22 protein-coding genes are annotated in these 21,717 nt (G+C 63.2%); 11 read left to right on the top strand and 11 right to left on the bottom strand.

The window, feature by feature from the left end; genetic code table 11:
- Positions 1-61: 61 nt before the first annotated feature.
- Positions 62-706, bottom strand: coding sequence for an arylesterase (locus tag NKH57_RS02870; protein WP_352941529.1), 645 nt, complete (start codon positions 704-706; stop codon positions 62-64).
- Positions 707-794: 88 nt separating this feature from the next.
- On the opposite strand from NKH57_RS02870, the gene NKH57_RS02865 reads away from it, so the two are divergent.
- From NKH57_RS02865 to NKH57_RS02850, 4 genes are all read left to right on the top strand, one after another.
- Positions 795-1,490: an ABC transporter ATP-binding protein gene (locus tag NKH57_RS02865; protein WP_352941527.1), complete on the top strand. Its 696-nt coding sequence runs from the start codon at positions 795-797 to the stop codon at positions 1,488-1,490.
- Entirely contained in the window at positions 1,490-4,039 is a 2,550-nt protein-coding gene (locus NKH57_RS02860) for an ABC transporter permease (protein ID WP_352941524.1), read from the top strand. Before NKH57_RS02865 ends, NKH57_RS02860 begins: the two co-directional genes overlap by 1 nt.
- A gap of 227 nt (positions 4,040-4,266) precedes the next feature.
- Positions 4,267-5,046, top strand: coding sequence for a Bax inhibitor-1/YccA family protein (locus NKH57_RS02855; protein ID WP_023758930.1), 780 nt, complete (start codon positions 4,267-4,269; stop codon positions 5,044-5,046).
- A gap of 107 nt (positions 5,047-5,153) precedes the next feature.
- Entirely contained in the window at positions 5,154-5,732 is a 579-nt protein-coding gene (locus tag NKH57_RS02850; protein ID WP_352941522.1) for a GNAT family N-acetyltransferase, read from the top strand.
- A gap of 140 nt (positions 5,733-5,872) precedes the next feature.
- On the opposite strand, the gene NKH57_RS02845 is transcribed toward NKH57_RS02850, so the two are convergent.
- Both NKH57_RS02845 and NKH57_RS02840 read right to left on the bottom strand, forming a co-directional pair.
- Complete coding sequence (locus NKH57_RS02845) at positions 5,873-6,259, bottom strand: DUF2794 domain-containing protein (protein WP_023758928.1); 387 nt, start codon at positions 6,257-6,259, stop codon at positions 5,873-5,875.
- A 424-nt stretch (positions 6,260-6,683) separates the two neighbouring features.
- The gene (locus NKH57_RS02840) at positions 6,684-7,454 is read right to left on the bottom strand and encodes a DUF1223 domain-containing protein (protein WP_352941519.1); all 771 of its coding nucleotides are present in this window, start codon (positions 7,452-7,454) and stop codon (positions 6,684-6,686) included.
- A 173-nt stretch (positions 7,455-7,627) separates the two neighbouring features.
- On the opposite strand from NKH57_RS02840, the gene NKH57_RS02835 reads away from it, so the two are divergent.
- Positions 7,628-8,299: a ceramidase domain-containing protein gene (locus tag NKH57_RS02835; protein WP_352941517.1), complete on the top strand. Its 672-nt coding sequence runs from the start codon at positions 7,628-7,630 to the stop codon at positions 8,297-8,299.
- A gap of 83 nt (positions 8,300-8,382) precedes the next feature.
- Here NKH57_RS02835 and acnA read toward each other — a convergent pair whose 3' ends face one another.
- A complete protein-coding gene (acnA, locus tag NKH57_RS02830) occupies positions 8,383-11,073 on the bottom strand; it encodes an aconitate hydratase AcnA (RefSeq protein WP_352836903.1) in 2,691 nt (896 codons plus the stop codon).
- Positions 11,074-11,358: 285 nt separating this feature from the next.
- Here acnA and ccmA point away from each other — a divergent pair, with 285 nt between their 5' ends.
- The 4 genes from ccmA to NKH57_RS02810 all read left to right on the top strand — a co-directional run bounded on the left by ccmA (position 11,359) and on the right by NKH57_RS02810 (position 13,617).
- A complete protein-coding gene (gene ccmA, locus NKH57_RS02825) occupies positions 11,359-11,985 on the top strand; it encodes a heme ABC exporter ATP-binding protein CcmA (protein WP_023758924.1) in 627 nt (208 codons plus the stop codon).
- 46 nt (positions 11,986-12,031) lie between these two features.
- Positions 12,032-12,697, top strand: a complete 666-nt coding sequence (ccmB, locus tag NKH57_RS02820) for a heme exporter protein CcmB (protein ID WP_023758923.1) — start codon at positions 12,032-12,034, stop codon at positions 12,695-12,697.
- A 180-nt stretch (positions 12,698-12,877) separates the two neighbouring features.
- Entirely contained in the window at positions 12,878-13,045 is a 168-nt protein-coding gene (gene ccmD, locus NKH57_RS02815) for a heme exporter protein CcmD (protein ID WP_023758922.1), read from the top strand.
- Entirely contained in the window at positions 13,042-13,617 is a 576-nt protein-coding gene (locus NKH57_RS02810; protein ID WP_023758921.1) for a DsbE family thiol:disulfide interchange protein, read from the top strand. The genes ccmD and NKH57_RS02810 overlap by 4 nt, the downstream gene beginning before the upstream one ends.
- 161 nt (positions 13,618-13,778) lie before the next feature.
- On the opposite strand, the gene NKH57_RS02805 is transcribed toward NKH57_RS02810, so the two are convergent.
- The gene (locus NKH57_RS02805; RefSeq protein WP_013528833.1) at positions 13,779-13,946 is read right to left on the bottom strand and encodes a hypothetical protein; all 168 of its coding nucleotides are present in this window, start codon (positions 13,944-13,946) and stop codon (positions 13,779-13,781) included.
- A 302-nt stretch (positions 13,947-14,248) separates the two neighbouring features.
- On the opposite strand from NKH57_RS02805, the gene NKH57_RS02800 reads away from it, so the two are divergent.
- Positions 14,249-15,169 (top strand): SMP-30/gluconolactonase/LRE family protein, encoded by a 921-nt coding sequence (locus NKH57_RS02800; protein WP_352941513.1) that lies wholly within the window; start codon positions 14,249-14,251, stop codon positions 15,167-15,169.
- A gap of 204 nt (positions 15,170-15,373) precedes the next feature.
- Positions 15,374-15,583, top strand: a complete 210-nt coding sequence (locus NKH57_RS02795) for a tautomerase family protein (protein WP_023758919.1) — start codon at positions 15,374-15,376, stop codon at positions 15,581-15,583.
- 113 nt (positions 15,584-15,696) lie between these two features.
- Here the strand turns inward: NKH57_RS02795 and NKH57_RS02790 are convergent, their stop codons facing one another.
- The 6 genes from NKH57_RS02790 to dapF form a co-directional block, all read right to left on the bottom strand.
- Positions 15,697-16,227: an NADPH-dependent FMN reductase gene (locus NKH57_RS02790; RefSeq protein ID WP_502905880.1), complete on the bottom strand. Its 531-nt coding sequence runs from the start codon at positions 16,225-16,227 to the stop codon at positions 15,697-15,699.
- Between the two features lie 39 nt (positions 16,228-16,266).
- On the bottom strand, positions 16,267-16,887 hold the full coding sequence (locus NKH57_RS02785) for a pyridoxamine 5'-phosphate oxidase family protein (RefSeq protein ID WP_352728781.1): 621 nt from the start codon (positions 16,885-16,887) through the stop codon (positions 16,267-16,269).
- 9 nt (positions 16,888-16,896) lie between these two features.
- On the bottom strand, positions 16,897-17,553 hold the full coding sequence (locus NKH57_RS02780) for a septation protein A (RefSeq protein WP_352606058.1): 657 nt from the start codon (positions 17,551-17,553) through the stop codon (positions 16,897-16,899).
- Positions 17,554-17,614: 61 nt separating this feature from the next.
- On the bottom strand, positions 17,615-19,441 hold the full coding sequence (ftsY, locus tag NKH57_RS02775) for a signal recognition particle-docking protein FtsY (RefSeq protein WP_352941510.1): 1,827 nt from the start codon (positions 19,439-19,441) through the stop codon (positions 17,615-17,617).
- Positions 19,442-19,453: 12 nt separating this feature from the next.
- Positions 19,454-20,767 (bottom strand): tRNA (N(6)-L-threonylcarbamoyladenosine(37)-C(2))-methylthiotransferase MtaB, encoded by a 1,314-nt coding sequence (gene mtaB, locus NKH57_RS02770; protein ID WP_352941508.1) that lies wholly within the window; start codon positions 20,765-20,767, stop codon positions 19,454-19,456.
- Positions 20,767-21,651, bottom strand: a complete 885-nt coding sequence (gene dapF / locus NKH57_RS02765; RefSeq protein WP_352941505.1) for a diaminopimelate epimerase — start codon at positions 21,649-21,651, stop codon at positions 20,767-20,769. Before dapF ends, mtaB begins: the two co-directional genes overlap by 1 nt.
- Positions 21,652-21,717: the final 66 nt, after the last annotated feature.

The raw sequence follows: 21,717 nt of genomic DNA, 5'->3' as shown, positions 1-21,717 counted from the left end.
GTTTGTTGGTCACAGTCCCTGTTAAAAAGCTTCCCTAACGGAAAGAGCTCCAGTCCCACCCTTAAGAACTGCCCGGCACCGCCGCGATGGCCTTCTCGACCGCCGGCAGGATGCGTTCTACCATCTGGTCGACGCCTTGCGCGCTCGGATGCAGGCCGTCCTCGAGCTGCATGCCGGGCTGGCCGGCAACGCCGTCGAGAAAGAACGGGTAGAGCGTAACGTCGTATTTGCCGGCCAGGTCCGGAAATATGGCGTCGAAGGCGTTCTGGTAGTCCGCGCCGAGATTGGGCGCGGCGCGCATGCCGGCCAGAAGCACGGCGATCTTGCGTTCTTTCAGCCTGCCCAGCATCTCGTCCAGGTTCTTCCTGGTGATGTCGGGCGAAACGCCGCGCAGCATGTCGTTGGCGCCGAGTTCGAGGATTACCAATTGCGTGCCATCCGGCACCGACCAGTCGAGCCGCGCCAGGCCGCCGCTCGTCGTGTCGCCGGAGACGCCGGCGTTGGCGACGATCACATCATGGCCTTTGGCGCCAAGCGCTGCCTGCAGCCTGTCGGTAAAGCCCTGGCCTGGCCCAAGGCCGAAGCCCGCCATCAAGCTGTCACCGAAGCCGACGATCTTGAACGGCTCGGCACGCGCCGACGACATGGCGCCGCAAATGGCGAGGAAAACGACGAGGCCTGCGGCAATCCTGCGTTTGAAAGACATGCGGTAGGCCCCATATGAGCAAGGAATTTTTCCGGCGACGGCTTCCGGCAAGCAGAACCCTCATCCTCGCATATAGGACGCTTTCATTTTGACAGAAGCCGTCATTGGGCTAAAAAACGTATCGCTGACCCTTGGCGAGGGGGCCTCATTGGTCCATGTGCTGAAGGACGTCAGCCTCGACGTGGCGCCCGGCGAGGCGACCGGCATCATCGGGCCCTCGGGCTCCGGCAAGTCGACATTGCTGATGGTTCTGGCAGGCCTGGAAAGGGTCGATTCGGGTACGGTCCGAATTGCCGGTGAGCTGCTCAACGGCAAAAGCGAGGATCAGATTGCTTCGTTTCGTGGCCGAAACATTGGCATCGTGTTCCAATCCTTTCATCTCATTCCCAACATGACGGCGCTCGAAAATGTCGCGGTGCCGCTGGAGCTGGCCGGCCATGCCGATCCGTTCTCGGTTGCGGCACGCGAGCTGGCGGCGGTTGGCCTCTGTGAACGCATCACCCACTATCCCGGCGAATTGTCGGGCGGCGAGCAGCAGCGCGTGGCGATAGCCCGCGCACTGGCGCCGTCGCCGCGCATTCTCATTGCTGACGAGCCGACCGGCAATCTCGACCAGGCGACGGGGCGGCAAGTTGCCGATCTATTGTTTGCCAAGACGGCCGAGCGCGGCATGACGCTGGTGCTGGTCACCCATGATCCGGCGCTTGCGGCGCGTTGTTCACGCCAGGTTTCGATGCGGTCGGGCAGGATCGAAGCGCCGGCACTCGCCAAGGTGACAGCCTGATGCCGTTGTCGCAGACGCTGAGGCTCGCGGTTCGCTTCTCGCTGCGCGAGATGCGAGGCGGCCTGTCCGGCTTCCTCATCTTCCTCGCCTGCATCGCGCTCGGCGTCGCGGCCATCGGCGGCGTCAACTCGGTGGCGCGTTCGATCACCGCCGGTGTCGCCAATCAGGGTCAGACGCTGCTTGGCGGCGATCTACGCTTCCAGATCAACCAGCGTGACGCCAGCAAGGCCGAACGCAATTTTCTTGACGGGCTCGGCGCGATTTCCAGAACTGCCGGCATGCGTTCAATGGCGCGTCTCGCCGACGGGTCCGACCAGGCGCTTGTCGAGGCCAAGGCTGTCGACGATGCCTACCCGCTCTACGGCGCGCTGGACACCGAACCGGAATTGTCGAAGCAGGAACTGTTCGGCGAAGAGTTCGGCGTCTTCGGCGCCGCGGCCCCTGACGTCTTGTTCGAGCGCCTGCATCTCAGGATCGGCGACCGGCTGAAGCTCGGCATCGCCACTTTCGAACTGCGCGCCAGGCTGGTCAACGAACCGGATGCCGTATCCGATGGCTTCGGCTTTGCGCCGCGGCTGATGATCTCGACCGAAGGGCTGGCGGCCACCGGTTTGATCCAGCCCGGCAGCCTGGTCGAAAATGCCTACAAGGTCCGCCTGTCGGCGGACGCCGACGAGGCGCGGCTCAAGGCCATACAGGACCAGGCGGCCAGGGATTTTCCGGAGGCCGGCTGGTCGATCCGCACGCGCAGCAACGCCGCTCCCGCGCTGTCGTCCAACATCGAGCGCTTCTCGCAGTTCCTGACGCTGGTTGGGCTGACGGCGCTGGTGGTCGGTGGCGTCGGCGTCGCCAATGCGGTGCGCGCCTATCTCGACGGCAAACGCGGCGTCATCGCCACCTTCAAGAGCCTGGGCGCTTCGGGTGGCTTTGTCTTTGCCGTCTACCTGGTGCAGATCCTGATTATCGCCACGCTCGGCATCGTGCTCGGCCTGGTGCTTGGCGCGCTAATGCCGTTCGTGGCCGGCGCTGCCCTTCATAAGGTCATCCCGGTGCCGGCGGAGGGCGGCTTCTATCCCGGCGCGCTCGGCATGGCGGCGCTGTTCGGTCTGCTGGTGACGCTGGCCTTCGCGTTGCTGCCGCTCGGCCGCGCCCGCGACGTGCCGGCCACTGCGCTGTTTCGCGAGATGGGGCTTGAAGGCCGAGGTTCTCCCCGACCTGTCTATGTCGTGGCGGCACTCGGCATTGCGCTGCTGTTGGCGGCGTTGGCAATTTTATCCTCGGACGACCAGCGTATCGCCTCGATCTTCGTCGGCGCCACCATCTTCGCTTTCCTGGTGCTGCGCCTTGTCGGCGCGCTGGTGCAATGGGCGGCCAGGAAGAGCCCGCGTGTGCGGTTCGTGGCGCTGCGGCTCGCCATCGGCAACATCCATCGGCCTGGCGCCTTAACGCCATCGGTTGTGCTGTCGCTGGGACTTGGGCTGACGCTGCTGGTGACGCTGGCGCTGATCGACGGCAATCTCAGGCGGCAGATCTCCGGCAGTATGCCGGAACGGGCGCCGAATTTCTTCTTCGTCGACATCCAGGGCAGCGATGTCGCTTCCTTCTCGGCGCTGATCGGCGGGGAGGCGCCGCAGGGAACGTTGGCCAAGGTGCCGATGCTGCGCGGCCGGGTGATGGCGCTGAACGGCGTCGATGTCGACAAGGTGAAGGTGCCGGCGCAAGGCGCCTGGGTGCTGAGGGGAGATCGTGGCCTGACCTACGACGCCAGGCAGCCGCAAAACGCGACGCTGACCGAAGGCAGCTGGTGGCCGGACAATTATAGCGGCGAGCCGCTGGTCTCGTTTTCGGCGCAGGAAGGCAAGGAGATCGGGCTGAAGCTCGGCGACGCCATCACCGTCAATGTGCTCGGCCGCAATGTCACGGCCAGGATCGCAAATTTCCGCGAGGTCGAGTGGGAAACGATGGGCATCAATTTCGTCATGGTGTTCTCGCCAAACACATTCGCGGGCGCGCCGCATGGCTGGATTGCGACGCTGACCGAAAAGAATGCCTCCGCGGCCGACGACGCCCGCATCCTCAATGCCGTCACCCGCGCCTTCCCGGCGGTGACGACGGTGCGGGTCAAGGATGCGCTCGATGTCGTCAACCGGCTGGTCGGGCAGCTCGGCACGGCGATCCGGGCGGCCGCCGGCGTGGCGCTGATCGCGTCGGTGCTGGTGCTGGCGGGCGCGCTTGCCGCCGGCAACCGGGCGCGCATCCATGACGCGGTGGTGCTGAAGACGCTTGGCGCGACACGCAGGACTCTGATATCGGCCTTCTCGCTCGAATACATGCTGATCGGGCTCGCCACGGCGATCTTCGCCTTGGCCGCGGGCAGTGCCGCGGCCTGGTTCGTCGTCGCGCGCATCATGACATTGCCGTCGCATTTCATGCCCGAGGTGGCGGTGGCAACTATTCTGTTCTCGCTGGTGATCACGGTCGGCATTGGTCTCGCCGGCACCTGGCGGGTGCTCGGCCACAAGGCAGCACCGGTGCTGCGCAACCTGTGATCTCGGGCACGGAACGGCCATCCCGGATTAAATCTTGGTAAGAATTCCGTCTGGGAAGCCGGAAAATCGACGCTTCGTTGTCTCACGAACCGTTACATCCGGTTACGGTCTTGTTCTTGACGCGAATAACCATCATATTTCGCCACAGGCATGCTGGAGCCCTGCCAGCGGCGCCTGGGTCTGAAAGGGCCTGACACCGGACGGGGCAGAAGCAATAGAGGACTTCAATGGCTGATCCCATTCGCAACTACCAGACGCGCGCCGTGCCCGGCGTCGGTGTCGGTGCTGACATCGATCAGGGCCTGCGCGCTTACATGATCAAGGTCTACAATCTGATGGGGCTTGGCCTCCTCATCACCGGTCTTGCCGCTGTCGGCACGATCATGTTGGCCACCACCACCGATCCGGCTTCGGCTGTCGCGACGCTGTCAAGCGGCGAAATGCTGACCTCCTTCGGCTATGCGATCTTCGGCTCGCCGCTGAAATGGGTCGTGATCTTTGCCCCGCTGGCTGCGGTGATGTTCCTGTCGTTCCGCGTTCAGTCGATGAGCGTTTCGGCGGCGCAGACTACCTTCTGGGTCTATGCGGGCCTTGTCGGCCTGTCGCTGTCGTCGATCTTCCTGGTCTACACCACGGCCAGCATTTCTCAGACCTTCTTCGCCACGGCCGCGGCCTTCGGCGCGCTGTCGCTGTTCGGCTACACCACCAAGCGTGACCTGACGGCGATGGGTTCGTTCCTGATCATGGGCGTGTTCGGCATCATCATCGCGTCGGTGATCAACATCTTCCTGCACTCGTCGGCGCTGTCCTTCGCCGTGTCGGCTGCCGGCGTGCTGATCTTCGCCGGCCTCACCGCCTATGACACGCAAAACATCAAGGAGATGTATTTCGAGGGCGATGCTTCGGATGTCGCCGGCCGCAAAGCCATCATGGGCGCGTTGAGGCTCTACCTCGATTTCATCAACCTGTTCATGTTCCTGCTGCAGTTCATGGGCGATCGCCGCTAGACGTCAGGCTGGACCATCGAGTTCCAAAGGGCGGCCCAACGGCCGCCCTTTTCTTTTGCACCGGCCTTTGCTGTTATCGAAGGCAGACAAAGGGGTGCGCATAAAGAATGAGCAATGTCACGATTCGGCTCGCGACAGCGGCCGACCTCGATCGGATCACGGAAATCTATGCCGACGCGGTGACTGAAGGCACGGCGAGCTATGAGCTGGAGGCGCCCAGCCGCGCCGAGATGGGCTTCCGATTCGACAGTTTGATGGCCGGCGGTTTTCCCTATCTGGTGGCGGAAAAGAACGGTGCCGTGCTCGGCTATGCCTATGCCGGGGCCTTTCGGCCGCGCCGCGCCTACCGCTTCATCGTCGAGGACTCGGTCTATATCGCGCCGGAGGCCAAGGGCCAGGGCGTCGGGCTCAGGCTGATGCAAAGCCTGATCGAGGCGGTGGAAGCAGCGGGCTTTCGCCAGATCATCGCGGTGATCGGCGATGGCCATGCCGCCAGCGCCTCGGTACGGCTGCACGAGAAGCTCGGCTTTCGCCATTCGGGACGCCTTGAAGGTTCCGGCTACAAGCACGGGCGCTGGCTGGACACGGTGTTCATGCAATTGTCGCTGAATGGCGGGGCATCGGCGCCGCCCGATCCCGAATCACTGCCGGAGCGGAAGTTCCGCGAGGGGCTTGGAGGGAAATGAACTGAGGAATTGAACTGAAGAATTGGTGAATTGATGAATTGATGAATTAGAGAAACAGCGGCTAATGAATCGCGCTGCGGGCTTCTCATCAGTTCATCAATTCATCAATTCTCCAGTTCTTCAATTCCCCTGCCTCCAGTTCAGGCCTCGACCAGCTTCAGCTTGCTGTCGAATATCCCAAGCACGCGGCCGAGTTCCTGGCCGCGTTTCAAGATGCGGCCGCCGGCGGCAATGACGGCAAAGGCGCCCTGTTTGCGGGCCAGTTTCGGATCCTTGACGATCTGGAACAGCGGTACTTCGCTGGTACGGCGAAATACGGAAAACACAGCACGGTCGGTGAGATGATCGATGGCATAGTCGCGCCATTCGTTGGCAGCGACCATGCGTCCGTAGAGCCTGAGGATCTGGTCCAGCTCACGCCGGTCGAACCGCACCGGCTGATCGAGGCGCGCGTGTCGCGCCTCGTGCAGCGGGATCAATATTGCGGATGCGTCCCCATCCCCAGTCCCGCCGCTGTCATCGGTCATGCCTCGATCCTTCAAAATGAATCTTTGCCAACCAAAGTTGGCGTGTTCGCGGTTGAATTGCAAGGCCCGGCGAAGCAGGGCGGCACTGCGCTGTTTTCGCAACGTCCAGTCACTTTTATGAAACGCCTTGTTGGAATTGGTGATGCTTCGCCACATTTCTGCCTTTTTTTATCCGCGCTCATGCCCCAATGTCCGACGAATTTACCGGCGTTGCCTGAGACGGTTCGGTCCGGCACCGGCTCGTAAACCCCAAGCCCCCCGCCCACGGGTCTGCGTCGGATCGAACCAACCTCGGTTCTTCTTAGGAAGAACCGGGTGCGACGATCCCAAAACCTAAATGACCGACGTCAGAAGCAAGCTGGCGTCGGTTTTTTCATGTCTGGGGCAATTTCCTTCTCCCCTTGTAGGAGAAGGGAAGTGGCCTCTAAGGCTTGTGAATAAACGCAGCACCGAGAATGGGACCGGGCAGGCCATCCTTGCCGACCGACTGCAGCAGCACGGCGCAGCCGCCCTTCTTGGTGATCTCGCTCATCGGCAGTTCGTAGCGCTGCGCCTTGCCGTGCCACATGCCGGCGGTCTGGATGCCGGTGACCGAGTTCCAGTAGGTCATCTTACGGCCGGTGTTCTCGCCCTCGCCGATCTTGATCGTCTGCGGCGGGTCGAAATAGACGATGACGACATGGGCATCGCTGGGACCGCTGCCGGCATCGCCGGTGTCGATCATGACGCGGTCGCTGGTGCGGCTGACCTTGATGGCGACGCGCATGCCCTCGCCGCTCCTGGCCATGCGGGCGAGCGCGCCATCGACCTCGCCGCGGCTGGCGCCGTTGACGTGGACGCGGCCGTTGACGACGGCCTGCGGCGTATAGACGGAGCGGCTGCCGAAGGCGCGCATATAGTCATATTGCCGCTCGGTGTTCTCCTTGCGGCTCAGCGTGTCCTGCCAACCGAGATAGTCCCAGTAGTCGACGTGGTAGGCGAGCGCGACGATGTCTTCCCTGGCGGCGAACTCGGCGAACAACACATCGGCCGGCGGGCAGGAAGTGCAGCCCTGGCTGGTGAACAGCTCGACCACGCCCAGTGGTCTTTCGATCTGGGGCCTTTCGGACTCGTCGGCACGCCCGGCGCCGGCAAACGCCGAGAAGGCCAGCGCAAGGGCTGCCAGCCACAATGATTTTCGCGAGGCCATGGCCATTCCGATTCCCGCCGGTGGTGCCGGCTTTATCTTGATTGCTGAAATATGTGGCAGAAGCGGAAGTCAACGGGAAGTCACGTTGCGGTGAAATATTGCCGTTGCAGCCGACCGCAACGGCACAATAGGAGAAGCTCTGCGCTTCAGGATGGAAAGCGATTCGGGCGGCAATCACGATGTGGCAAACTTTTTTGAAGCCGGTCGATCTCTATTGCGAGCGGACCGGGCCGGAATTCTGGTCCGAGCCGATCAATGCGCTGACAAACCTAGCCTTCATCGCTGCAGGCCTGTGGGGCCTGCGCGAGGTACGAAGGCTGGGCACAGGGACCTTCGCCGAAGTGCTGGCCTGGTGGGTGGTGGCGATCGGCATCGGCTCGACGATCTTCCACACCTTTGCCACCAAGGGCACGGTCTGGGCCGACGTGCTGCCGATCGCCGGCTTCACGCTGGCCTATACGTTGTTCAACCTGCGACGCTTTCTCGGCATGCAATGGGGCAAGGCTATCGCCATCTTCATAGCCTTCTATGTCGTTGCCGGGGCGATAACCGTGGCCGTGCCGGACTGGCTGCGCCAGGCCTCCAACGGCACGACTGGCTATCTGCCGCCGTTCCTGGCGCTCGCCTTCTTCGGCATGCTTGTGGCGGCGGCCGGCAATCGCGCCGGCTGGTACAATCTGGCTGGCTCGACGATCTTCGTGATGTCGGTCATCTGCCGGATGATCGACCCGCTGGTCTGCGGCAGCTTTCCGCTCGGCACGCACTTCCTCTGGCACATCCTCAACGGGCTGATGCTCGGCGTGCTTCTGGCAGCAGCGGCGCGTTTTGGGGCGCCGAAGGCTAGGCAGTAGGCAGTAGGCAGTAGGCAGTAGGCAGTAGGCAGTAGGCAGTAGGCAGTAGGGGCCTCTATTCCCTACTGCCTAGTCCCTTTTCCCTAAGCAGCCAGATCGCGCAGCACGTATTGCAGGATGCCACCGTTCTTGAAGTAGTCGAGCTCGTCCAGAGTATCGATGCGGCAGATGATCGGCACGTTCTTCACCGTGCCGTCGCCATAGGTGACCTTGGCGATCATCGTCTGGCGCGGCTTGATGGTGCTCAAGCCATCGATCTCGACCAGCTCGTCGCCCCTGAGATTGAGCGAGGCCCACGAGGTGCCGTCCTCGAAGACGAAGGGAATGACGCCCATGCCGACCAGGTTCGAGCGATGGATACGCTCGAAGGACTGGGCGATGACCGCGCGGACACCAAGCAGATTGGTTCCCTTGGCCGCCCAGTCGCGCGACGAGCCGTTGCCGTATTCGACGCCGGCGAAGATGACCAGCGGCACGCCTTCCTTCTTGTATTCCATCGCCGCGTCGTAGATCGATTCTTCTTCCTTCGACGGGTAGTGGATGGTGTAGCCGCCCTCACGGCCGTTCTCGCCCAGCATGTGGTTGCGGATGCGGATGTTGGCGAAGGTGCCGCGCATCATCACCTCGTGATTGCCGCGCCTTGTGCCGTACTGGTTGAAGTCGGCGACGCCGACGCCGTGATCAGTCAGGTATTTGCCGGCCGGCGACGCCGCCTTGATCGAACCCGCCGGCGAGATGTGGTCGGTGGTTATCTTGTCGCCGAACAGGCCGAGCACTCGAGCGCCCTTGATGTCGCCGATCTTGCCGAAACCTGATGTCATGCCGGCGAAGTAGGGTGGGTTCTGCACATAGGTCGAGTTGTCGTCCCAGGCATAGGTCTGGCCTTCCGGCGCCTTGACGTTCTGCCAGTATTCATCGCCCTTGAAGACGTCGGCATATTTGCGGGCGAACAGCTCGCGGGTGACGTTCTTTTCGATGAACTCCTGGATCTCGGCCGAACTCGGCCAGATATCCTTGAGGTAGACCGGGTTGCCGTTCTTGTCCTCGCCGAGCGGCTCTGTCGTGAGGTCCTTGGTGACGGTTCCGGCCAGCGCGTGCGCGACGACCAGCGGCGGCGACGCCAGATAGTTCGCCTGCACGTCGGGCGAGACGCGGCCTTCGAAGTTGCGGTTGCCGGACAAGACCGCGGCAGCAATCAGGCCCTTGTCGTTGATGGTCTTGGAGATCGGCGCCGGCAGCGGGCCGGAATTGCCGATGCAGGTGGTGCAGCCGAAGCCGACCAGGTTGAAGCCGATCTGGTCGAGCTCCTTCTGCAGGCCGGACTTCTCCAGATATTCGGCAACCACCTGGCTGCCGGGGGCCAGCGAGGTCTTCACCCATGGCTTCTGCTTCAGCCCGAGGCGGTTGGCGTTGCGGGCCAGGAGGCCGGCGCCGATCAGCACGCTTGGGTTCGAGGTGTTGGTGCAGGAGGTGATGGCGGCGATGACGACATCGCCATGGCCGAGATCATGGTCGGTGCCTTCGACGGCATAGCGTTTGGATAGCTCGGCCGCCTTCCTGTATTCGGTCTCCATCGCCTTGGCGAAGCCTGCCGGGATATCTTCCAGGGCAACGCGGCCTTCGGGCCGCTTGGGGCCGGCCATCGACGGCACGACGGAGCCGAGCTCCAGCTCGAGCAGGTCGGTGAACACCGGATCGGTCGAGCCGGTCTCGCGCCACAGCCCTTGTGCCTTTGCATAGGCCTCGACCAGCGCGATGCGGTCCTCGCTGCGGCCGGACATTGTGAGGTAGCGGATGGTTTCCGAATCGACCGGGAAGAAGCCGCAGGTGGCGCCGTATTCGGGCGCCATGTTCCCGATGGTGGCGCGGTCGGCCAGTGTCATGTTGGACAGGCCCGGGCCGAAGAACTCGACGAACTTGCCGACGACGCCCTTCTTGCGCAGCATCTGCGTGACAGTGAGCACGAGGTCGGTGGCGGTGACGCCTTCCTTGAGCTTGCCGGTCAGACGGAAGCCGATGACTTCGGGCAAAAGCATGGAGACCGGCTGGCCGAGCATGGCCGCCTCGGCCTCGATGCCGCCGACGCCCCAGCCGAGCACGCCAAGGCCGTTGATCATGGTGGTGTGCGAATCGGTGCCGACGCAGGTGTCGGGATAGGCGGTGGTTTCGCCGTCCTCGGTGTTGGTCCACACCACCTGGCCGAGATATTCGAGGTTGACCTGGTGGCAGATGCCGGTGCCAGGCGGCACGACGCGGAAGTTGCGGAACGCCTGCTGGCCCCATTTCAGGAACTTGTAGCGTTCCTCGTTGCGCTCATATTCGAGCTCGACATTGCGGGCGAAGGCCAGCGGCGTGCCGAATTCGTCGACGATGACGGAATGGTCGATGACGAGGTCGACCGGCACCAGCGGGTTGATCTTCTGCGGATCGCCGCCGAGCGAGGCCATGGCGTCGCGCATGGCGGCAAGGTCGACCACGGCCGGAACGCCGGTGAAATCCTGCATCAGCACGCGGGCCGGGCGATAGGCGATCTCGACACCGGCAGTGCCCTTGTCGGTCAGCCAGCCGGCAACTGCCTGGATGCTCTCCTTGGTTACGGAGCGGCCGTCCTCGTTGCGCAGCAGGTTCTCCAGCAGCACCTTCATCGAATAGGGCAGCTGGGAGATGCCGGTGAGGCCGTTCTTCTCGGCCTCGATGAGGTCGAAATAGGCATATTCCGCGCCGCCCGCGGTCAACGTGCGGCGGCAATTGAAACTGTCGAGGGATTTTGACACGTGCGATCCGTCCTTGTCTGTTCAGCCTGAAAGGGAACGGACGCCGATGGCATGCAATCACGCGCAAAGGTGCGGGTACGGCCATTTCCGCTGTCCGTTCCCAAGCAACCCGAGCCGTTCAAGGCGGCGCGTGCGCTGGTTCGGCGCTAATTCTGTTCCCGCGCCGACCGCTGGCACGGATGCACCGCATATAGAGAATTTTCTGGAATAGTTCTAGACAGTTGGAGAGCAAATTTGTGCGATGCGGCAACTGTCGCGAGACATGGTTTTCAAGGCAGGCGACGAATGCGGCTGATCGCCGAAAATCTAGGCGGCGAACGCGGCGGCGACACGGTGTTTTCGGGCATCGGCTTTGCCTTGGAGGACGGCCAGGCGCTTGTCGTCACAGGGCCGAACGGATCGGGCAAATCGACCTTGCTGAGGGTCATCGCCGGACTGCTTCCGGTGGCGGAGGGCAGCGTGAAGATCGAAGGTGTCATGAAGATCGAAGATGGGGGCGAGGCGTTTCCGTCTGTCGCCTCGGCCTGCCATTACCTTGGCCACCAGAACGCAATGAAGACGGCACTGAGCGTGGCGGAGAACCTGCGCTTCTGGCGCGATTTCAACGGCGATGGGCAACTGGACGTCGAAGAGGCGCTTGAATCGGTCGGGCTTGGTGGCATCGGCCATCTGCCGTTCGGCTATCTGTCGACCGGGCAGCGGCGCCGCGCGGCTATCGCCAAGCTGTTGGTCAGTCATCGGCCGCTGTGGCTGCTGGACGAGCCGACGGCCGGGTTGGACAAGGCTTCTGAGGCGCGGTTTTCGGGGTTGATGACGAGGCATTGTGAAGAGGGCGGGATGATTGTTGCGGCGACGCATTTGCCGCTCGGATTGGATGGGGCGAAGGCGTTGGTGATGGGGGAAGCCGGTTGATGTCGGCGCTCTGCGGCGGGGCGCCTGGGCGAAGGCTTCTCAAGTCATGCTAGCGCTCTTCCTGCGCGACATCCGCCTCAACATCCGTGCCGGCGGCGGCGCGTTGACCGGCGTCATCTTCTTCCTCGCCGTCATCGCCACCATCCCGTTCGGGGTCGGACCGGATCTCAAGCTGCTTGCCCGTATCGGCCCGGCGATCCTGTGGATCGGCGCGCTGCTGTCTTGCCTGCTCGGCCTCGACCGGCTGTTCCAGGCCGACCGCGAGGATGGCTCGCTCGATCTGCTGGTGCTCGGCAATGATCGCAACATGCTGGCCTTGACGGTGCTGACCAAATGCCTGGCGCATTGGGCGGGCAGCGTCTTGCCGCTGGTCATTGCCGCTCCCTTGCTCGGCCTGTTCATGAACATGGAGCCGCTCGGCATCGGCGCCACGGCGCTGACCCTATTGGTCGGCACCCCGGCAATCACCTTCATCGGCGCCGCCGGCGCGGCGGTGGCGGTGGCGCTGCCGCGTGGCGGGCTGCTGATCTCCGTTCTGGTGCTGCCGCTGACCATTCCGGTGCTGATCTTCGGCGTTTCGGCGAGCTATGGCGCGACGGCCAATCCCGACCCGTTTCTGCAACCCTTCCTCATTCTTGCCGCGCTGACACTGTTTCTTGCAGTGCTGGGTCCAGTCTCGGCGGCGCTGGCGCTACGCCACGGCACGGATTGAGTGACATTAGTGATGGTTTGCGCGACATCAAGGGGTCGCGGCGCAGCGATCCTATAAGTTCGGAGGCGGCGGTGCGGCAGCCGATTGCGAAGCTGCCAGCACGCCGTTATGGGAAGGTATGATCGGGCGAGACGGAAGGATGCGGTTGCAAGGAAGGATGTCGTCGATGGAGCGGCAGTCATGAGCGCGCACGCACTTTATGTGACCGCAGCCTATGGCATCACCGCCGTGGTGCTGATCGGGCTGATCGGCTGGATCCTGCTCGACCAGCGGGCCCGAAAACGCGAGCTCGCCGAACTGGAGGCGGCCGGCGTGCGGCGTCGCTCCGACAAGGTGGCCAAATCATGAGCACAGAAACGGAAACGCCGACACCCCGTCGCCGCCTGTTCGTGCTCTTGCCGCTGCTGATTTTCCTCGGTCTGGCCGGACTGTTCCTGTCGCAACTGTTATCGGGGCGCGACGTTTCGGAGGTGCCGTCGGCGCTGATCGGCCTGCCGGCGCCGCAGACCAGCCTGCCGGCGCTCGAAGGCAGCAACCTGCCGGGGCTCGATTCGAAAGCCTTCGCCGGCAAGGTCACATTGGTCAACGTCTTTGCATCGTGGTGCGCGCCGTGCCGCGAAGAGCATCCGGTGCTTTTGGCGCTGTCGCAGGACAAGCGTTTTGTCCTGGCGGCGCTGAACTATAAGGACCAGCCGGAAAACGCCCGCCGGTTCCTCGGCGATCTCGGCAATCCGTTCCAGGCGATCGGGGTCGACGAAGCCGGCCGCGCGGCGATCGACTGGGGTGTCTACGGCGTGCCGGAAACCTTCGTCATCGGCAAGGACGGCAAGATCGCCTACAAGCATGTCGGTCCGCTGACGCCCGAGACGGCGAGGGATCTTTTGCTGCCACAGATTGAAAAGGCGCTGGCGGCACGTTGATATTCAGGTGATGCCGGCCTACGAACGGCGGCTTCCTGCGCTTCCTGTGCTCACGTACCCAAAAGTACGCTCCGCGCCGGGTCTCGGAACCCACCATTCTCGGCTCGGCCTGACCTGAATCTCAACGCGCCTTGGCGGCGCGTATCACGAGAGACCTGAGATCAGCCGTAGATCTGCTTGTGGATCTGGTAGAGCATTTCCGAGCGGTCGGCGCGCATGTCGGCCAGATCGCGGCTGGAAAAGCTGTCGATTTCGGCGACAAGGCGGTTGTAGTGTTTGCGCTTGGCAATGCTGTTGCGCGCGCGGGTCATGAGACTGTCGAGGATCATAGCAAGGTTCCTTATGGTGCCGCATTTGCGCGGCCGTTATTCCTCCCTTGATCGATGCGAAGCATGACATAGTAATGGTGCATTGCAAAAAGAAGATGTTGCAATGCACCATTGCGTCCAGCGCATAGCCGGTTAAAGCCACATTTACCCGAGTTAAGCCGACTTAACCCAAGTTAACCGCGATCAACCCGCATTCCCTCAATCACGTCTGAAGGAGACTGCGGACGATTTCACGGATCGATCTTGCCATATCGATCGCCGGCTGGCTTGATCCGATCTCACGTGATGCCGGGAGGAAAAGTATGGCGGCCGCAGACTATTATGAAGTTCTCGATCCACGCTTCGCACGCCTGTTCAACGGCAACGCGCAGGTCGAGAAGCTGTTCACCGGATGCCAGTGGGCGGAAGGACCGGCCTGGTTCGCCGCCGGCCGCTATGTCGTCTGGTCCGACATCCCCAACAACCGCATGCTGCGCTATGACGAGACCGACGGCAATGTCAGCGTCTTCCGGCAACCATCCGGCAACTCCAACGGCAATACAGTCGACCGGCAGGGCCGGCTGGTGACTTGCGAGCATTCGGGCCGCCGCGTCAGCCGCACCGAGTTCGACGGCTCGGTCACCACCATCGCCGCCGAATGGAAGGGCAAACGGCTGAACTCGCCCAACGACGCGGTGGTGAAGTCGGACGGCTCGATCTGGTTCACGGATCCGAGCTACGGCATCGACACCGACTATGAAGGCGACAAGGCCGACAGCGAAATCGGCGCCTGCCATGTCTACCGGGTCGATCCCGGCACCGGCGACGTCGAAGCCGTTATCACCGACATGGTCAGGCCCAACGGGCTGGCTTTCTCGCTTGACGAGAGCAAGCTCTATGTCGCCGACACCGGCCGCACGCATGGCGCGCAGAACCCGGCGCATTTGCGGGTGTTCAATGTCGGCAAGGGCGGCAAGAAGGTGTCGGGCGAAAAGATCTTCGCCGACTGCACCGCCGGCCTGTTCGACGGCTTCCGCCTCGACGAGGACGGACGCATCTGGACAAGTGCTGCCGACGGCATCCATTGCTACGATCCGGACGGCACGCAGATCGGCAGGATCAAAGTGCCCGAAGTCACCGCCAATTGCGTGTTCGGCGGCAACAAGCTGAATTGCCTCTACATCGCCGGCACCACCTCGCTCTACATGGTCCGGCTCATGGTCAACGGCGCCAAGACCTATTGAGACTGTTTGGAAATTCTACTCTGGCGGCCATCTGATGGCGTTTTCTGCGGTTCCCCGTTCTACTGCGTCAGCGCAGTAGAACTGAGTTCACGGACCCAAATGTCCGCTGCGCTCCGGTTCTCGAAACCACCACAATATGACTCGCCAGAGCGAATTTCGAAACAGTCTCATACCGACAGTCAACAAATCGAAGGGGAGGACGTCATGCCATTCGTCAATATCCGCATCGTCAAGGAAGTGATCGCCGCCGATCCGGCGGGCAAGAAGGCGGATATCGCCAAGAAGGTCACGGCGGCCATCATGGACGCCACGGGCCTTGGCAATGACGATGTCTGGGTGGTCTTCGAGGAGGTCAATGCGCGTGACTGGTATGTCGGGAAGACGGATGTGGAGACATTGAGGGGGAAGAAGTAGTTCGAAGGCGTGGAGGCCCAGCCCCACGCCTTCGTCATCCTAGGGTCTGCGCCGCGTCGCTGCGCTCCTTGCTCCGCCCCAGGATGACGAAGCGCGGTGATGGCCGCTCAGCATCAACGCGCGCGAATGAAATCCGCGAAGGAATTCAGCGCATCATGCATCGCCAGCCGGCTCGCCGGCTCGGCCAAGACAGCTTCCACCTCAGGCGGCTTCTTGCCGAGCAGGGCAATCTGCAGCATATGCTCGCAAAGCGTGAACGACATGGTGCGCATGATCTCGGCCAGGGCGGCGCGGGCGAATAGCGAGCGCGGCGAGGCGTGCACCAGCATGGCGGGCTTGGCGACAGCGGCGTCACGCGACACCAGCCAGTCGAGCCCGTTCTTCAGCCCGCCCGGCACGCCATGGGCATATTCGGGGCAGGAGACGATGACGCCGTCGGCTTGAGTAACGGCATCGATCAGCGCGGAGGCTTCGAGCGGCGTCCGCTCGCCTTCATCGTCGGGATTGAAGATTGGCAGACGGCCAAGCCCGTCATAGACGGTGATGCGGCAGCCGGTCGGCGCGTTGCGCGCCAGTGCGGAGACCAGGGCCGAATTGGTGGAGGCTGCCCGCAGGCTGCCGGAGATCGCAAGCATGTTCAGCAAGAAAGGGAACCAGTCGGGACGAATCGTCGTCCGAAAAACCTACCACATCGTTTGCTTATATTCCTCATCGAGCCAGCGATCGGTCGCCTCGGCCGAATCGGCCAGCGCCAGCTGATCCCGCAGGATCTGGCCGAGCGTCGGCAGCGTCGCGCGGTCGTACCAGGTCTCCGGCTTCCACAAATCCGAGCGCATGAAGGCCTTGGCGCAATGCATGTAGGCGGCCTTGACGGTGACCACGACGACGCTTTGCGGTTCCTTGCCGTCGATGGCAAGGCGCTCGCGAAGGCCCCCGTCGACGGTGATGCGGGCCTCGCCGTTGACGCGCAGCGTCTCGTTCATACCGGGAATGAGGAAGAGCAGCCCGACCGAGGGATGGAGGAGGATGTTCTCCAGCGTGTCGAGCCGGTTGTTGCCGGGCCGGTCCGGAATGGCGATGGTGGTGTCGTCGAGCACGGCGGCAAAGCCCGGTTTGTCACCCTTCGGCGTCACGTCGGCATTGCCGGCGCCGTCGGACGAGCCGATCAGCACGAACGGGCTCTTGCCAATGAAGGAGCGGCAGTGGCCGTCGAGCGCTTTCATCTCCTTACGGATCGAGCCGTCGGTCGGTCGCGGCGTCTTGTAGATCGTCCTCAGTTCGTCGCGCGTGGTGACGAATTCCACGGCCCTCTCCTATTTCCCGGTCTTGTCCTCAAGCGAATGGCGCAGGATCAGCGGCATTTGGCTGAAGGTGAACAGAAGCGTGATCGGCATGATGCCCCAGACTTTGAAGGTAACCCAGGCGTCGGTGGAAAAATTCCGCCACACCACCTCATTGGCAAGGGCCAGGAACAGGAAGAACAGGCCCCAGCGGAAGGTCAGCTTGCGCCAGCCTTCGGCATCGAGGCTGAAGGCCGAATCGAAGACATAGCCAAGCAGCGACTTGCCGAAATAGAGGCCGCCGAGCAGCACGCCGCCGAACAGCGTGTTGACGATGGTCGGCTTCATCTTGATGAAGATGTCGTCTTGCAGATAGAGCGTCAGCGCGCCGAAGATGAAGACGACGACGCCCGACACCATCGGCATGATCGGCAACGTGCGCATCAGCAGCCATGAGGCGATCAGCGCGATTGCCGTGGCGGCCATGAACAGGCCGGTGGCGACGAAGATCGGGCCGCCGAACTCGGCCAGGACAGGGAATTTCTGCACTAGCCAGGCGCCGCGCGCATTGGTGAAGAAGAACACCATCAACGGCCCCAGCTCCAACACCAGCTTGAGCAGCGGATTGACGCCTTCCTTCTTTTGTTTTTGCGGATCGGACGGATCGCGTTCGAGAATGGGTGGGTTCATGGAAGCTCTTTCTTACGCAGGATCCGATCCAAAAAGGCTGCAACTTTTTGGGACATGCTTGTTAGGCAACTCCAGCGATCGCCCTGGCGAATTCGCTTGCCGAGAACGGTTCGAGGTCGTCGACCTGTTCGCCGACGCCGATGAAATAGACCGGCAATTTGTGCTTTGCCGCGATCGCCACCAGAATACCGCCGCGCGCCGTGCCGTCCAGCTTGGTCATCACAAGGCCGTTGACGCCGGCGACATTGCGGAAGATTTCGACCTGGTTGAGTGCATTCTGGCCGGTGGTGGCATCGACGGTTTGCAGCACGGTGTGCGGCGCTTCCGGATCAAGCTTGCCGAGCACGCGGACGATCTTTTCGAGCTCCGCCATCAACTCGGTCTTGTTTTGCAGGCGGCCGGCGGTGTCGATGATCAGCACGTCTGAGCCGGCGTCCTTGGCCTTTTCGAACGCGTCATAGGCGAGGCCCGCGGCATCGGCGCCGAGCTTGGAGGCGATGACAGGCGATTTCGTCCGCTCGCCCCAGATCTTCAACTGCTCGATCGCCGCGGCGCGGAACGTGTCGCCGGCCGCCAACATCACCGACAGGCCGCCATCGGTGAGCTTGGCGGCAAGCTTGCCGATGGTCGTGGTCTTGCCGGTGCCGTTGACGCCAACCACTAGGATAACATGCGGCTTGTGCGAGAGATCGAGTTCCAGCGGCATGGCGACGTGCGTCAGCACCTTCTCCACCTCGGCCGCCATAATGGCGCGAACCTCGGTGTCGGAGACATCCTTGCCGTAGCGGCTGGTAGCCAGCGCATCTGTGACGCGCAGCGCGGTCTCCATGCCGAGATCGGCACGGATCAGCACGTCCTCCAGATCCTGCAGCGTCTCCTCGTCCAGCTTGCGCTTGGTGAAGACCCCGGCAATGTTGCCGGTCAGTTCCTTGGACGAACGGGCAAGCCCGTCCTTCATGCGCTGGAACCATGAGCGCCTCGGCGCCGGCTCCGGTGCCTTCTGCGGCTCTGCCTTCTGCTCGACCTTCCTGGTGACGGTTACCTTGCCAGGAACGGATTTTGGCGCGGGGACGGCCTGCGGTTCGGGCGCGATCTCGGCTATGACCGGCTGCGATTCGATCGGCGCAGGCTGGCGAATGGGAGGTGCGATTTCGGCCGGCGGAGCTTCCGGTTCACTCGCTGCCACGCCTTGTGCAGGTTCGCGCTGCCGCTCACCCTTACCCTCTCCCCGTGAAGGACGGAGCGAGGCGCGCGTCAGCGTTGAGGCTTCTTCTTCGAAGTCTGATGGTGGCTGAGGGGCCGGCGCCGGCGTCGGCACCTCGATCGGAGTTGTTGTCTCTGCCGGTGGAACCTCCACCGGCGGCACCGGCACTTCGACCGGGGCCGGTTCCGGTTGCTTTTCCGGGCGTGACGGAACGATCTCCGGCTCGGCCGGCGCGGGTGGCGGTACCTCTTGCGGCTGAGGTTTGGGGGCAGGTTCCGGGACGGCGGGAGGTGTTGGTATTTCCTCGGGCGCCGGCGGCTCGGCAGGCGTCTCAGGCGCGGGTTCTTCTCCCGGTTCGGGCTTCGGCAGAGGTTCCGGCGCGGGCGGAACGGTAGGCTCCGGCGCTGGCGGAATCGAAGGTGCCGGTTCGGGCGCCGGCTCCTCGACAGGCGCCGGTTCCGTCGCAGGGATCACCTTCGGCTCAACCGTCGGCGTCGGCGCAGTCTCCGCCTCGGGCTCCAGCTCGTCGCGCTTCAAAAACTCCGGCACGACCTGCTCGGCCGCCGGCTTCAGCGCATCGAGTGCTTCCCACTTGATCGGCGGCAAAGGGGCGGTTTCGTCGACCCGCTCCTCGACCACCTCCTTCTTGCCGAACGAAAATATCTTCTTGAAAAAACCAGCCATGCTTTGCGTTTCTCAGGCCGCGCGGGCGGAAAGGGGCGTCGCGATCAGCCGGGTACCATCGTGGCCCGATATATCGGCCTCGACGATTTCGCCCGGTGCGCCGGTGCCGAGTGCGGCAAGCGTAAACCCTTCGGTGCGGCCAAGTCCGTCGCGCTCGACCAGGATCGACTGACGGGTTCCGGAAAGCGACGACAGATGCCTGATATAGGCAGCGTCACCCGCGGCGCGCAGCCGGGCAGCGCGCTGCTTGACCAATTCGCGACGGAGCTGCGGCATGCGCGCGGCAGGCGTGCCGTCGCGCGGGCTGAAGGGGAAAACGTGGAGATGGGTCAGGCCACACTCCTCGACGATTTTTTCCGAGTTCTCGAACATTTCGTCGGTCTCGGTCGGGAAGCCGGCGATGATGTCGGCGCCGAAGACGATGCCGGAGCGCAGCTTGCGAACGTCCTCGCAGAAGCGGATCGACTGGTCTCGACTGTGCCGGCGCTTCATGCGCTTCAGGATCATGTCGTCGCCCGATTGCAGCGACAGATGCAGATGCGGCATCAGCCTGGGCTCGGTGGCGATGGCGTCGAGCAGATCGTCGTCGGCCTCGATCGAATCGATCGAGGATAGCCGCAGGCGCTTCACGTCGGGCACCTGCCTGAGGATGGTTCTTACAAGTTTGCCGAGCTTCGGCGCGCCCGGTAGGTCGGCGCCAAAACTGGTCATGTCGACTCCGGTCAGCACGATCTCGGCATAGCCGTTTCCGGCGAGCCGTTTGACCTGCTCGACCACGGCGCCCATCGGCACAGAGCGCGAATTGCCGCGGCCGTAAGGGATGATGCAGAAGGTGCAGCGGTGGTCGCAGCCGGTCTGCACCTGTACGAAGGCGCGCGCGCGGCCCTCGATGGCGTCGACCATGTGGCCTGCGGTTTCGCGCACCGAAAAAATGTCGTTGACGCGCGCCTTCTCGGTGTCGTTGACGCCGAAATCCGGCAGCGCGCGATAGGAGTTCGCCTTCAGCTTCTCCTCGTTGCCGAGCACGAGATCGACCTCGTCCATTGAGGCGAATTTTTCAGGCTCGGTCTGCGCGGCGCAGCCGGTGACGATGATGCGGGCTTGCGGGTTGTCGCGGCGCGCCTTGCGGATCGCCTGCTTGGCCTGGCGCACCGCTTCGCCGGTGACAGCGCAGGTGTTGAAGATCACGGCGCCGCCTTCCAGCGCGCCGAGGCCGGCGGTTTCAGCCTCGCGCCGCATCACCTCGGACTCATAGGTGTTCAGCCGGCAGCCGAAAGTCACCACATCGATGCCCTTGGACACCGGGCTCTTGGACAGAGCGGACATCAGGCCGCGCTTTCGGTGTCGCGGGCCCACGTTCCGACCGACGGATCGAAGTTGCCGGAAAATTCCCATTCGGCGGCGCCGGTGAGGATGACGTGGTCATCGTCGCGCCATTCGACATGCAGCGTGCCGCCGCCGGGGGTCAGCAGGCTGACGCTGCGACCGGTCCGGTTGGTGCGGGCGGCTGCGACCACTGCGGCGCAGGAGGCCGAGCCGCAGGCCTTGGTCAGGCCGGCGCCACGCTCCCATGTGCGGATGATCATGGTTTCGGGTGAGGTGACCTGAGCGATGGTGATGTTGGCCCGTTCGGGAAACATCGGATGGTTCTCGAGCAGCGGGCCGAAACGGTCGAGCTCGTAGGACCAGACGTCGCGATCGACCCAGAAGATGGCGTGCGGATTGCCCATCGAGACGACAGAGGGTGAATGCAGCACCGGCGCGTCGATCGGGCCGATCTGCAGCTCGATCATGCGGGTGTCGTGGAATTCCTCGGCCAGTGGAATGTCCTGCCAGCCGAAGCGCGGTATGCCCATGTCGACCGAGATCGAGCCGTCGGCATGTTCGCGCGCGTTGAGAATGCCGGCGACGGTCTCGAAAGTGAAGGTCTTCTGGCCGGTCTCGGCGGCGAGCGCCTGGACAACGCAGCGCATGCCATTGCCGCAGGCCTGCGCGCCGGTTCCGTCGGAATTCAATATGTCGATGAAAAAGGCGGTGCCCGGCGTCCTGGCGTCGTGGATCGCCATGATCTGGTCGAACCTTGTCGCGGCATCCGCGTTCAGCGCGATTGCCGCGGCCGCCGTCACCCGATCGGCACGGCTACGCATGTCGGCAACGATGATCTCGTTGCCGATGCCGTTCATCTTGGCGAATGGGGCGGTGCTGGCCATTGCTCCGAAAATTCCGTGTCCGATTGGCGCTATATGGCGGAAACGGGCAGGAATTACCAGTGCGGA

This window comes from Mesorhizobium sp. M1050 (assembly GCF_040318715.1).
Taxonomy (GTDB): Bacteria; Pseudomonadota; Alphaproteobacteria; order Rhizobiales; family Rhizobiaceae; genus Mesorhizobium.
Note: the sequence above shows the minus strand (reverse complement) of the source record. Positions and strands in the feature narration are given on the sequence as shown.

What these genes read in the sequence shown, in the direction of transcription:
- NKH57_RS02810 (WP_023758921.1), top strand. Translation starts at nt 13,042, where the DNA reads ATGAGCACAGAAACGGAAACGCCGACACCCCGTCGCCGCCTGTTCGTG.
- ccmD (WP_023758922.1), top strand. Translation starts at nt 12,878, where the DNA reads ATGAGCGCGCACGCACTTTATGTGACCGCAGCCTATGGCATCACCGCC.
- NKH57_RS02780 (WP_352606058.1), bottom strand. Translation starts at nt 17,553, where the DNA reads ATGAACCCACCCATTCTCGAACGCGATCCGTCCGATCCGCAAAAACAA.
- NKH57_RS02855 (WP_023758930.1), top strand. Translation starts at nt 4,267, where the DNA reads ATGGCTGATCCCATTCGCAACTACCAGACGCGCGCCGTGCCCGGCGTC.
- NKH57_RS02845 (WP_023758928.1), bottom strand. Translation starts at nt 6,259, where the DNA reads ATGACCGATGACAGCGGCGGGACTGGGGATGGGGACGCATCCGCAATA.
- mtaB (WP_352941508.1), bottom strand. Translation starts at nt 20,767, where the DNA reads ATGTCCGCTCTGTCCAAGAGCCCGGTGTCCAAGGGCATCGATGTGGTG.
- NKH57_RS02860 (WP_352941524.1), top strand. Translation starts at nt 1,490, where the DNA reads ATGCCGTTGTCGCAGACGCTGAGGCTCGCGGTTCGCTTCTCGCTGCGC.
- ccmB (WP_023758923.1), top strand. Translation starts at nt 12,032, where the DNA reads ATGCTAGCGCTCTTCCTGCGCGACATCCGCCTCAACATCCGTGCCGGC.
- NKH57_RS02840 (WP_352941519.1), bottom strand. Translation starts at nt 7,454, where the DNA reads ATGGCCATGGCCTCGCGAAAATCATTGTGGCTGGCAGCCCTTGCGCTG.
- NKH57_RS02805 (WP_013528833.1), bottom strand. Translation starts at nt 13,946, where the DNA reads ATGATCCTCGACAGTCTCATGACCCGCGCGCGCAACAGCATTGCCAAG.
- NKH57_RS02795 (WP_023758919.1), top strand. Translation starts at nt 15,374, where the DNA reads ATGCCATTCGTCAATATCCGCATCGTCAAGGAAGTGATCGCCGCCGAT.
- ftsY (WP_352941510.1), bottom strand. Translation starts at nt 19,441, where the DNA reads ATGGCTGGTTTTTTCAAGAAGATATTTTCGTTCGGCAAGAAGGAGGTG.
- NKH57_RS02835 (WP_352941517.1), top strand. Translation starts at nt 7,628, where the DNA reads ATGTGGCAAACTTTTTTGAAGCCGGTCGATCTCTATTGCGAGCGGACC.
- NKH57_RS02870 (WP_352941529.1), bottom strand. Translation starts at nt 706, where the DNA reads ATGTCTTTCAAACGCAGGATTGCCGCAGGCCTCGTCGTTTTCCTCGCC.
- NKH57_RS02800 (WP_352941513.1), top strand. Translation starts at nt 14,249, where the DNA reads ATGGCGGCCGCAGACTATTATGAAGTTCTCGATCCACGCTTCGCACGC.
- dapF (WP_352941505.1), bottom strand. Translation starts at nt 21,651, where the DNA reads ATGGCCAGCACCGCCCCATTCGCCAAGATGAACGGCATCGGCAACGAG.
- ccmA (WP_023758924.1), top strand. Translation starts at nt 11,359, where the DNA reads ATGCGGCTGATCGCCGAAAATCTAGGCGGCGAACGCGGCGGCGACACG.
- NKH57_RS02850 (WP_352941522.1), top strand. Translation starts at nt 5,154, where the DNA reads ATGAGCAATGTCACGATTCGGCTCGCGACAGCGGCCGACCTCGATCGG.